Origin of the sequence: Cohnella nanjingensis, from assembly GCF_014212125.1 — a bacterium.
GTDB classification, from domain to species: Bacteria; Bacillota; Bacilli; order Paenibacillales; family Paenibacillaceae; genus Cohnella; species Cohnella nanjingensis.
In genome coordinates this window covers 63,297-74,553 of sequence record NZ_JACJVP010000037.1, presented here as the reverse complement: position 1 = coordinate 74,553, position 11,257 = coordinate 63,297, and the positions used below count along the sequence as shown (strand labels likewise).

Here is an 11,257-nt window from a genome sequence, read left to right as displayed (position 1 = left end):
TAGACTACCTACTTTGGCAGGCGGTATGCGGAAACGGCGAATGTGCGTATGTAGATTACCTACTTTGGCAGGCGGTACGCCGCAACGGCGAATGTGCGTATGTAGATTACCTACTTTGGCAGGCGGTACGCCGCAACGGCGAATGTGCGGATTACCAAAAAAGCAGGGCTGCCCTTAGGCCTTAATGCGCCTGGGGACAGCCCTGCAGTCCGGCTCACCATTCCGCGACGCTGCCGTCCGCATGGCGCCAGAGCGGATTCTTCCATTGATGTCCGATCGCCGCCATCCGGCGAACCTGCTCCTCGTTCACCTCGATGCCGAGTCCCGGGCGCTGCGGGATCGCCACGTAGCCGTCATCGTAATCGAACACCGTCCGATCCGTAATATAATCCAGCAGATCGTTGCCTTGATTGTAGTGGATGCCCAGGCTCTGTTCCTGGATGAAGGCGTTGTGGCACGTCGCGTCCACCTGCAGGCACGCGGCGAGCGCGATCGGACCGAGCGGGCAATGCGGCGCCAGCGCCACGTCGTACGCTTCCGCCATCGCGGCGATCTTCTTGCACTCGGTGATGCCGCCGGCATGGGACAGATCCGGCTGAATGATGTCCGCGTAGCCTTCCGACAGCAGCCGCTTGAAGTCCCAGCGCGAGAACATCCGCTCCCCGGTCGCGATCGGGATCGTCGTCGCGTTCGCGATGTCGCGGAGCGCCTCGTTGTTCTCCGGCAGCACCGGCTCCTCGATGAACATCGGCCGCAGCTCCTCGAGCGCCTTCGCCAGCACCTTCGCCATCGGCTTGTGGACGCGTCCGTGGAAGTCGATCCCGACGTCGAAGTGCGGCCCCGCCGCTTCCCGGACCGCCGCCACCCGCTCCAGCACCTGATCGATCTTCGCGTACGAATCGATATACTGCAGCTCCTCGGTCGCGTTCATCTTCACCGCGCCGAACCCGGCGCGCTTGGCGTCCAGCGCCGCCTGGCCCACCTCGGCCGGGCGGTCTCCTCCGATCCACGAGTAGACGCGGATCCGATCCCGGACGGCCCCGCCCATGAGCGCGTGGATCGGAGCGCCGTGGAACTTGCCCTTGATATCCCATAGCGCCTGGTCGATGCCCGCGATGGCGCTCATCAGAATCGCGCCGCCCCGGTAGAAGCCGCCGCGGTACATCGTCTGCCAGTGATCCTCGATGCGCAGCGGATCTCGGCCGATCAGAACGTCACCCAGCTCCAGCACCGCGGCCTGAGCCGTATGCGCCTTGCCTTCGACGATCGGTTCGCCCCAGCCGACGATCCCTTCGTCCGTCTCGATCTTGATGAACAGCCAGCGCGGGGGAACGACGAACGTCTCGAGTTTCGTGATTTTCATGGGATCATGGCTCCTTCGATAGGGGGATGGGCTTGCTTGCCGGGTTGCCGGCTTCGCATGATTAGGACCAAGCCTGCTTGACGGCCGCGATCATGTCCCGGATGTGCGCCTTCATGAGCGCGCGCGCCTGCTCCGGCTGCCGCTCCTCGATGGCGATGGCGATGAGCGTATGGTAATGCTGAGCCTTCACGTTCATGTGAGGCAAGCGGTCCGTCTCTCTGCGCCCCTTCGCCGACAGATCGGAGACGACCTCCAGCATCTGCGCGAGCAGCGGATTGTTCGCCGCTTCGGCGATCGCCTGGTGGAAGAGAACGTCGGTGGAGAAATGATCGCCGCCGTCCCGCATCTCCTCCGCCATCCGATCCGCGAGTCGGCGTATCTGCCCGGCCTGCTGGACCGTCGCCCGCTCCGCGCAAAATGCCGCAAGCTCGGGCTCCAGCACGAGTCGCGCTTCCAGCAGTTGCAGGAGCGAGCTGCTCGTGAATTCGCGGAGCTTGCCGGCCGGATCCTCCGCCAGGGCGGGATCATGCCGCAGGAAAATGCCCCGGCCGTGCTCGATGCTGACGATGCGCTGCGTCTCGAGTACGCGGAGCGCTTCGCGGACGGCCGTCACGCTCAGGCCGAACGCCTCCGCGAGCTTCGGCATCGTCGGCAGCCGATCGCCGGGCTTCCATTCGCCGGCATCGATCTTCTGCCTCACCCGTTCGATGACGGCTTCGTGAGCCAGCTTCTTCATGACACCGAATCCTCTCGCTTGGACAAGTAAAGATATGATCTATTTATTTTAATAATATGATCTATCTACGAAGTTGTAAAGAATGGAACAGATAAAAAGTCTGCAGACACCCCCGTCGACACACCGTTCTCAAGACCGCAAAAAGACCCCTTCGGCAAGGGGTCAATGGGTCTTTTGCATTTCATTTCAGCGAAGAGACTGCAACCTAGGCGAAATCGAGAGGAACGAAGCGGCGGCCTACGCCGATGCCAATCGCTTCGCGGCGTCTTCGCTCAATCGGAAGGCCTGTCGCTTGATCTCCTCCGCTTGGTCCGGCGCGAGCGCCGTTCCCTGAACGACGACCGAATCCAGCATCTCTACGCCGATAAAGCGCATGATTGTCCGCAAATAGCTGTCGCCGAACTCCAGTCGCGCAAGGTCGCCATCGTACACGCGTCCGCGGGCATTGATATGGATCCCTTTCTTGCCGCCAAGCAGACCGACCGGTCCCTCCGGCGTATATTGATACGTTTTGCCGGCGACAACGGCGGTGTCGATGTAGGCCTTCATCATCGGCGGCAAGCTCAAGTTCCACATCGGCGATACGAAAATATATTTGTCCGCGCCGACGAATTGCGCCGTCAGTTCGTTAAGCGCCGCGATTTTTTGCCGCGAGGCGTCGTTCAAGGAAGGAAAGGGAACGCCGCTCTGCAAAGCTTCCCATCCGCTTACGATATCCGAGTCGATCAGCGGAATGGACATCTTGTACAAATCCAGTTCGACGACTTCATCTTCGGGATTAATCGCCTTGTACGCGTCAAGGAATCGCCGGCCGACCGCCAAACTGAACGAAGTTTTCTCATTTCCCGGGTTAGCCGAGATATACAGTACCTTTGCCATGCTTTCTCCTCCTTAGGTTCACTCGATAGTAGGGTTGGTGCGCAGCGACAGGGGTTTCCCGCTCTCGAGCAAGCTCTTTAACCCGCTGAGAATGACCGGCCAGCCGTTGTTGATGCCGTCGCCGTTAATGCCGTTAAAGCCCTCATGCTCGCTGCGGATATCCGTCGGCAGCAGGTCCTCGTGCTTGAGCGACAGCTTAACGGCCGCCTCCATCGGCTGCAGCTCGAAGGTCACCTTCGTCGACCGCTCGCGAACCGTCCGGTCCTCCGGCCATTGAAACGTATAAGAAAGCCGCCGATACGGTTCGCTCTCTAAGACGACGCCCTGCGCGGCAACCGTTCCGTCCGCGATCCGGAAGGTGACGGGCGCGCCTTCCGTCCAGTCGGACTGAACTTTCCTTCCGAACCAATACTTTTCCGTGAAATCGCCATTCGTCAGCGCTTCCCACAGCTTTTCCGGCGTCGTTGCGATGTAGGTGACATAAGCAAAGGTTGAATTATTCATCGGCGGCGTTCTCCAGTTTCGTTTTCAATTCACTCAAAGCCTCCATGCGGTGATGATCGTACTTCCGAATCCAGCGATCGTAGATGTCGCTGATCGGAGCGGCGTTCAGATAATGCAATTTGTTCCGTCCCTGCCATTCGACCGCGACTAGATTCGCCTCCTCCAGGATGGTCAAATGTTTGGTGACGGATTGGCGGGCCATGTCCAGATGGTCGCATAACTCGCCGAGGGTTTGTCCGTTTCTCTGATAGAGCTGATCGAGCAATTGTCTTCGACTTGCATCCGCTAGCGCTTTAAATACAATGTCCATGGTCATATCCGTATTATATGCAGCCATTTGGCTGCATGTCAAGCACAACGATCTCGGACCCCATTCTTACGTATACGATTACGCTCGAGCGCCGCCAGCAAAAAGCCGGCGCAAGCAGCGTCCTCCGCTGCCCGTACCGGCTCTTTCGCGCACACCTTTATTACAAGCTAAGCTCCAAGATCCGCTTCACGTCCGCTTTCTCCAGCTTCTTGAACGAGCCGATCGCGCCGTAACGGACCGCCTCTTCGGCCATCCGGTCCAGCTGATCGCCGCCGATGTTCAGCTCGCCGAGCGTCGCCGGCGCGCCGATCCGCGTGAAGTAGTCCCGCGTCGCCTGGATGCCCGCGAGCGCGATCTCGTCGTCGCTCTTGCCCGCCGGATCGACGTTCCAGACGCGGACCGCGTACTGCACGAAGCGCTCCACGCGCTCTTGGTAGACGTACTTCATCCAGTTCGGGAAGATGATCGCGAGTCCCGCGCCATGCGGAATGTCGTAGATCGCGCTCACTTCGTGCTCGATGCCGTGGGTCGCCCAGTCCGTCACGACGCCGTTCGGCAGCGTGCCGTTCAGCGCGTAGGTGCCGGAGAGCAACAGATTCGCGCGGGCTTCGTAGTCGGAGCCGTTCTCGATCGCTTTTTCCCCGTTCTCGATGACCGTCTGCAGCACCGACTCCGCGAACCGCTCCTGCAGCGGGATATCCGTCGTCCTGGAGAAATACTGCTCGAACACGTGCGACATGATGTCCACGATGCCGTTGACCGTCTGATCGCGCGGCACGGTGAAGGTCAGCTCCGGATCGAGGATGGAGAACTTCGGATAGACCAGCTTGCTCCCGAGGCCACGCTTCAGCTTCTCTTCCCAGTTCGAGATGACCGCGTTGCCGTTCATCTCCGAGCCCGTCGCCGCCAGCGTCAGCACCGTGCCGAGCGGCAGCGCGTCTTCGATCTGGGCCTTGCCGGTGCAGAAGTCCCAAGCGTCGCCGTCGTACTTCGCCCCGGCCGCGATCGCTTTGGCCGCGTCGATGACGCTGCCGCCGCCGACCGGCAGGATGAAGTCGATGTTCTCCTTGCGGCAGATCTCGACGCCTTTATGTACCGAGCTCAATCTCGGATTCGGCTCGATGCCGGACAGCTCGCGCACCGTTACGCCGATGCCGGACAGCTGCGACAGCACCTGGTCATACAAGCCCGTCCGCTTGATGCTGCCTCCCCCGTAGACGAGCAGGACGCGCGTGCCGAAGGGTTTCACGAGCTCGCCGAGACGCCCTACCGTTCCTTTGCCGAAGACGAGCTTCGTCGGGTTGTACAATTCAAAGTTATTCATGGATGCTTAGCCTCCTGTCTATGATTCGTATACCACCGCCGCTTCCGCGAAAGCCTCCTTCAACAGCTCGAAGGAGCGCAGCCGCTTGGCGGCGTCCTTCACCGAGGCGATCACGACAATCTCCTGTACGCCGTACCGCTCCGCCAATGCCGACAGCTGCCCGAATACCGATTCCTTCGTCCCCCGAACGACATACGCCTGTTCCACCTCGATCCGATAGGGTTCGTCCGCTTGGCGGCCGTACTCCTCCGCGTGCGCGACGCTGCCTACCGTAATCGTCCTGCCGCTCTCGAGCCGGATCCGGACGACCTTGTAGTCGTCGGCCAGCCGCTGCGCCTCCTCCTCGGTGTCCGCCACGATGACCGGCAGCGAGAGGATCGGCTCCGGCGCCTCCGCCGTCAAGCTCGCCCGGAAGCCTTCGCGGTAAGCCCGGAAGGCCGCCTCCGCCTCCTGCGGGTCCCCGTTGATGAACTGCGCGAAGACATAAGGCAGCCCGAGGCTCGCCGCGGTCTCCGCGCTGGAGACGCTCGCCCCGAGCAGATAGAGCGCCGCCGGGCGGTCGGGCACCGGGCTGGCCGCCAATCCGGCGAACGGGCTCTCGGCCTCGACGCGATCGTGGAGGAACTGCCGCAGCTCGCCGATCTTGTCGGGCAGCGGCTGCGCTTCGGATTGCCCCTTCTGGAGCGCCTTGATCGACAGCGGCAGTCCGCCCGGGGTCCGGCCGATGCCGAGATCGACGCGGCCCGGGGCCAGCGACGCCAGGACGTTGAAGTTCTCCGCGACCTTGTAGGGGCTGTAATGCTGGAGCATGACGCCGCCGGAGCCGATGCGAATGCGCTCCGTCAAGGCGAGCAGGTGCGAGATGAGCACCTCCGGGGAGGAGCCCGCCACCAGGTTCGAATCGTGGTGCTCCGACACCCAGAAGCGGTGATAGCCCCACCGCTCCGCCAGTCGGGCAAGCGCGATCGTATGCCGGAGCGCGGCAGCGCCGCTCTCCCCGGGACTAATGACCGATTGATCCAGGATGCTTAATTTGATCGCCATGGAGCGACCTCCTCTATTATACGATTCCGATCCGTACGATTCCATTTTGGGGCGCGGCGCGCGGTTGCGGGATATGCTCCCTCAGGACTGCGCGCTTCCGCTCGTCACTCTCGCGTAGCGGCTAGGCGGCAAAGGCAGGTTAAAGTGCTCCCGCAGCGTCGCGCCTTCGTACTCCGTGCGGAACAGCCCGCGCGCCTGCAGGATCGGGACGACCCGATCGACGAAGTCGTCTAGGCCGTCCGGCAGCTGCGGCGCCATCAGCATGAATCCGTCCGCCGCGCGGTCCCGGAACCATTCCTCCAGCGTGTCCGCGATCTTCTCCGGCGTGCCGACGAGATGGTCCCCGCTGAACGAGCCGGTGAGCAGAGAGTAGACTTGGCGCAGAGTCGGATTTTCCCGGGAAATAACGGCTTGATGTTTCTTGTAGTCGGATTTTGCCAGATCCAGCTCGCCCAGCCCGGCTTCGCCGGCACGGGATTCGAGCGTCAGCCCCGTGAAGTCCGCGCCCTTGAAGTAGTCGCGGAGGAAGCCGATTCCCGTCTCCTCCGTGATAAGCGACTCGAGATACGCCAGCTTCTCCCGCGCTTCGGTCTCCGTAGCCCCGATGACCGGGGAGATGCCTTGGAGGATATAGACGTCGTCCGGCGAACGTCCGAACGACGCGACCTTCTCCTTGAACTCTCGGTAGTAGGCTTGAGCGTCTCCCTTACTGTACTTGATCGAGAAGGCGATCTCCGCCACCCGCGCGGAGAACTGCTGCCCGGGCCCGGACGTGCCCGCCTGCACGAGGACGGGATGGCCTTGCGGGGACGGCCCGATATTGAGCGGTCCCTCAACGGAGAAGAACTCCCCTTGATGGTTCAGCCGGTGCAGCTTGGTCCGGTCGAAAAATACGCCCGACGCCTTGTCGCGCACGAAAGCGTCCGGCTCCCACGAATCCCACAGCCCGCGCACGACGTCGATGAACTCCTCCGCCCGCTTGTAGCGGAACTCGTGCTCGTAATGGTCGGAGCCGCCGAAGTTGCGCGCGGTATTGCCGGACAAGTCCCGCGTCGTCACGATGTTCCAGCCGGCCCGGCCTTTGCTGATATGATCCACGGACATGATGAGGCGCGCCATGTTAAACGGTTCGATGTAGGACGTCGAGGCGGTGGCGACGACCCCGATCTTGGAGGTCGCGGACGCGAGGGCGGCGATGAGCGTGATCGGCTCGTACCGGTTCAGAATGTTCGGATGCGACGCTTCGTTGATGGCGAGACTGTCCGCGATGAAGGCGATGTCGAATTTGCCGCGCTCGGCGGTCTGAGCCAGACGCCGGTAGAAGTCGATGTCGATGCTGGCGCCCGCGAGCGCTTGCGGCGTCCGCCACGAGGCGACGTGCATGCCCGTGCCGACGAGATAGGCGGACAGCTTGATTTGGCGCTCGCGCGCAGGATGCTTGGTCATGAGATCCTTCCTCCCCAATCCATCAAGTAAAAACGGCTTTGCCGCCTTCTCAAGCGGCGACATGTTTTTATCGGAGACGTATCAGCTAAGTAGGTGTGCAGCTTCTACTTTCTGAAACGTAAATAAAGACACCTCTCTTCCGTATGATCGAAAGAGGGTGCCTTTGGCGGTCCAATCGGCGCGGATATTTATCCGAGTTATTCGGTTGGAATTATTTCTTTTACTTTACCACTCGCGCAAGGGAGCGTCAACGGCGAAAATGGCGACGCCGGACCCTTCAACTCCTCGGGCGGAGGGTGTCCCGTCCTCAGTCCCGCGCCTTGCCGATCTCCGCGATGACCTGCTTCATTCGATCCAGCGAGACGACTTTGCTGCGGATGTCTTGAATCAGAACGGACAGGCCTTGGTTGCCGTAAATGCCATACGCCAAATTCGGGCTTCCCGGGTCCAGCCAGATCCAGTATTCTTCCTCTATCGCGCCGCCCGCTTCGGTTCTGTACGCATAGACGCCGGCGTTCTTCACGCCTGTGGCGTAGGCGTACTTCTTCCCCGGGGCAAGCGTCGTCTCCTTGGCGCCCTGGAAGTAGAGGAACGAGACGCCGTCCGTTCGGCCCTTGGGTACGGTCACGGTCAGCTTGCCGCCGTCGAGCTTCACGTTCGCGAACAGCGCTTGCGCCAACTGCAGCGTATCGCCCGGCTCCGGGCTCCACACGTCCCATTCCCGTCGGAATGCGGACTTCCGATCGGCAGGAACGTTCCCGTCCGGCTTATTCACGTCCAATTGCTTCGTCTGCGGGTCCCACTGGACATCCGCGCCGAACAAGCTTCCCACGGCGCCAGCCGGCACCATGACGTAGAACCCCGGACCGTCGCCGTCTTGCTCCGTCTCCGTACCGTACTTCAGCTCGAATCTTTGCCCGTTGAACCAGAAGTACTCCCGGTACAGCGGGAAAGAGAACGTCTGTCCGTTCGACGTCGTCACGACGGCCAAGCGCTTCGGCCCGTTCCAGGCGACCTTCATGCCGAGCGCTTCCGAGATCGTCCGCACGGACACGTACGGGGTGCCGTCCGATCGGAGATACGCGGCATGCGCCGGCGGAATCGTCTTACCGTTCACGCTGACGCTCAGTTCATAATCGCGCGCCACGCTGGACGCAGGCTCCGCGACCGTCGCCCCTTCGCCGGTCGCCCCCTCCGCCGAAGCGGCCGAGCCCAGGCAGAGACAACCGATCAAGATCAAGCTCCACGCCTTCCTAAGCGGGTGTTTGCGGTTCATGACGGATTCCTCCCTTAGCGTTCTTGTCTATATAGACGCTCGCGGAGCGGAAGAAGTTGACAGATTCCGGCGTTTTCCGCAGAAGATGTCCTTCTATTGGAGAGCATTGTCCCCCCATCTTGCACAGCTCCCGGAGCCCATGACAGCTGCGGCCTGCCGGCCATCAAAAAAACCGGCAAAAGCAGCATCGCTTTTGCCGGGAAGGATCCTATTTCAATTCGATAACTCTGCCGGTGATGACGCCCTTGTCATCCCTGGAAAATACGAGTGCCTTGAACTTCTTCCCGTCCCCGCTGAATTGGACCGCATCCGTATCGCCGGTCTGGCCTTCCGCGAACAGCTGGTCGACGGCCAACGTCGCGCTCCAACCGTCATAATCGTAACGGATGCTGCCCTTGTCGTCATAGGTCACTTCTTGGACCGATTCGGGGATGACCTGGCCGTACGGGATTTTTTCCCTCAAGTCTTCGATCTGGTTAGCCAAATTCGCTTCGGCGTCATTAGAGGCGGCCGGAACGGCAGCGGCGCCGGATGACGGCTCTTTCAAGAGCTGTTGCAGGTAAGCCTCTGCCTTGGCGGGGTCCGCCTTGGCTTGGTCCAGCGGCAGATCGAACAGCAGCGAGACGCCGTCGTAGTCCGCTCTGGGCGTTACGACGCCCGTGCGCTCGTCGTAATCGAACGCGGCCTTGTTAAAGAATCGGTCGCCGCTGCTGATCGCAAGATACACCCCTCTGTCGGCGAACATCTCCACGCCGTCGCATTCGATCAGTCTGTACATCACGCCGTCCAAGACCGTCTCGCTGTAGCCGCCGTTCATCGTGACGATGTTGACCTGCCACGGCTTGAGACCTTTGATGAGCGGCGAGATGAAGAACGGTTCTTTGCCGTATTCAGTGTCGCTCGTACCCGGCATGGGGTTGCCGTCTTGTCTCGCGACGGATACGACGGCATACGTCCTATCGGGATTAATATCGTTCGCCGAGCCTTCCAGTTCTTTAAGTCCCGCTCCCGAGACGATCCCGTGCAAGGTAAAGTTGTAACCCCCGGAAACGATAGACTGGTTAATCGAGACGGCGTCGGCGCTGTCGAACGCCTTGGCCAGACTTCGCTCTCCCAGATGCTCGGCCACCTGTTGGGCGCTATATAGCTTCGCGGCCGCAAAAGCGGTTACGGACATGACGAGGGCGAGTAGGGCAACCAACGCCGCCGCGGACAGCCGCTTTCGATAGACGCGCTTCCCGGCCTTTCTTTCCTTGAATCGGTTCAGGATGCTTTGGTTCAATTGCTCGTCGGGCTCCGCCGCCGAAGCAAGCGCCTGCCTGAACAGCCCGTCCCACTTCTCATGATCGCTCATCGCGAATCCGCCTCCAATATGGTTTTCATCGTGTTCCGTGCTTTGTGAAGCCTGCTTTTGACCGTACCCGGCGGAATGCGCAAAGCCGATGCGATCTCTTCGATAGACATCTCCGCGGTGTAGTGCATATAGAGAGGGATCTTCAACTTTTCATTCAAGCTGTCCGCGGCGGCTTGGATCGTGCCGCGCAGCTCGTTGGACAGCACCGCGTGCTCCGGCGCCCCTACTCCGTTCGTCCAGAGCGCCTTGTCCGCAGCTTCGTCGAACGCGGCCGCGGGCGCAATTCTCCGTCTCCAGGCGAATTTCCGGCGGCTGTTTTGGCGCAAGCGGATGGCAATGGAGATCAGGAACCCCTTCGGATTTCGATTCGCGTCCATTTGATACCGCAGCTCCATGGCTTTGAGGAACGTTTCCTGATAGAGATCGTCCGTATCCGCCTTGTTTCCCGCCAGCTTGTAGCAAAATCCGTATAGCGCTTTGCCATGCAGACGGACAAGATCGCTTAGCTCTTCGATTTCCAATGGGCTGCTCCTTTCTGAATGGCCATTCGTCTATCCTATTGTCATAACTTTACGATAGGTTCACGGTCGGCGTTCATTCCTTTCGGACGGTCATACACAAATGAATAAGCGTGTAACCCGTATGGCCAAGTAAAACCGGCTTTGCCGTCTTCTCGGAAGAGGGTAACACGTTTTTATCGGCGGTCTGACAGAAATGGATAGGCGTGAAACTTATACACTCTGTATGGCCAAGTAAAACCGGCTTTGCCGTCTTGCCAAGCGGCGACACGTTTTTATCGGAGACTTATCAGCAAAGTAGCGTGAAACTTATACTTTCTGTCCTGATACGTCTAGGCGCGTATGACCAAAAAACTGCCGGCAGCAGGCAGCAGACAGAAAAAGTTGTAAATGTACCACTTTTTTCGCCGCTAACGTCGCCCAAACAAGAAATAGTTGCAAACGTACCACTTATTCGGCCCCTTTTCGCTCGTTCGGTGATTTTGGCCCAAATAAGTTGTATG

12 protein-coding genes are annotated in these 11,257 nt (G+C 60.4%); 1 reads left to right on the top strand and 11 read right to left on the bottom strand.

Annotated elements, in window-relative coordinates:
- A partial coding sequence (locus tag H7C19_RS34400) for a hypothetical protein (protein ID WP_221469395.1) occupies window positions 1-185 on the top strand: 185 nt, incomplete at its 5' end.
- A 29-nt stretch (window positions 186-214) separates the two neighbouring features.
- On the opposite strand, the gene dgoD is transcribed toward H7C19_RS34400, so the two are convergent.
- From dgoD to H7C19_RS21970, 11 genes are all read right to left on the bottom strand, one after another.
- Window positions 215-1,363 (bottom strand): galactonate dehydratase, encoded by a 1,149-nt coding sequence (gene dgoD / locus H7C19_RS22020; RefSeq protein WP_185671225.1) that lies wholly within the window; start codon window positions 1,361-1,363, stop codon window positions 215-217.
- Window positions 1,364-1,424: 61 nt separating this feature from the next.
- Window positions 1,425-2,099 carry a FadR/GntR family transcriptional regulator gene (locus H7C19_RS22015; protein ID WP_185671224.1) on the bottom strand — a complete coding sequence of 225 codons (675 nt, stop codon included), beginning with the start codon at window positions 2,097-2,099 and terminating at the stop codon, window positions 1,425-1,427.
- Window positions 2,100-2,336: 237 nt separating this feature from the next.
- Window positions 2,337-2,978: an FMN-dependent NADH-azoreductase gene (locus tag H7C19_RS22010; RefSeq protein WP_185671223.1), complete on the bottom strand. Its 642-nt coding sequence runs from the start codon at window positions 2,976-2,978 to the stop codon at window positions 2,337-2,339.
- Window positions 2,979-2,996: 18 nt separating this feature from the next.
- Window positions 2,997-3,482, bottom strand: a complete 486-nt coding sequence (locus H7C19_RS22005) for an SRPBCC family protein (protein ID WP_185671222.1) — start codon at window positions 3,480-3,482, stop codon at window positions 2,997-2,999.
- Window positions 3,475-3,798 (bottom strand): ArsR/SmtB family transcription factor, encoded by a 324-nt coding sequence (locus H7C19_RS22000; RefSeq protein ID WP_221469394.1) that lies wholly within the window; start codon window positions 3,796-3,798, stop codon window positions 3,475-3,477. Before H7C19_RS22000 ends, H7C19_RS22005 begins: the two co-directional genes overlap by 8 nt.
- A gap of 154 nt (window positions 3,799-3,952) precedes the next feature.
- Window positions 3,953-5,116, bottom strand: coding sequence for an iron-containing alcohol dehydrogenase (locus H7C19_RS21995; protein WP_185671220.1), 1,164 nt, complete (start codon window positions 5,114-5,116; stop codon window positions 3,953-3,955).
- Between the two features lie 18 nt (window positions 5,117-5,134).
- A complete protein-coding gene (locus H7C19_RS21990; protein WP_185671219.1) occupies window positions 5,135-6,160 on the bottom strand; it encodes an LLM class flavin-dependent oxidoreductase in 1,026 nt (341 codons plus the stop codon).
- A gap of 81 nt (window positions 6,161-6,241) precedes the next feature.
- The gene (locus H7C19_RS21985) at window positions 6,242-7,606 is read right to left on the bottom strand and encodes an LLM class flavin-dependent oxidoreductase (protein ID WP_185671218.1); all 1,365 of its coding nucleotides are present in this window, start codon (window positions 7,604-7,606) and stop codon (window positions 6,242-6,244) included.
- A gap of 307 nt (window positions 7,607-7,913) precedes the next feature.
- The gene (locus tag H7C19_RS21980) at window positions 7,914-8,882 is read right to left on the bottom strand and encodes a stalk domain-containing protein (RefSeq protein ID WP_185671217.1); all 969 of its coding nucleotides are present in this window, start codon (window positions 8,880-8,882) and stop codon (window positions 7,914-7,916) included.
- Between the two features lie 208 nt (window positions 8,883-9,090).
- Window positions 9,091-10,236, bottom strand: a complete 1,146-nt coding sequence (locus H7C19_RS21975) for a hypothetical protein (RefSeq protein ID WP_185671216.1) — start codon at window positions 10,234-10,236, stop codon at window positions 9,091-9,093.
- On the bottom strand, window positions 10,233-10,757 hold the full coding sequence (locus H7C19_RS21970) for an RNA polymerase sigma factor (protein WP_185671215.1): 525 nt from the start codon (window positions 10,755-10,757) through the stop codon (window positions 10,233-10,235). Before H7C19_RS21970 ends, H7C19_RS21975 begins: the two co-directional genes overlap by 4 nt.
- Between the last annotated feature and the right edge of the window lie 500 nt (window positions 10,758-11,257).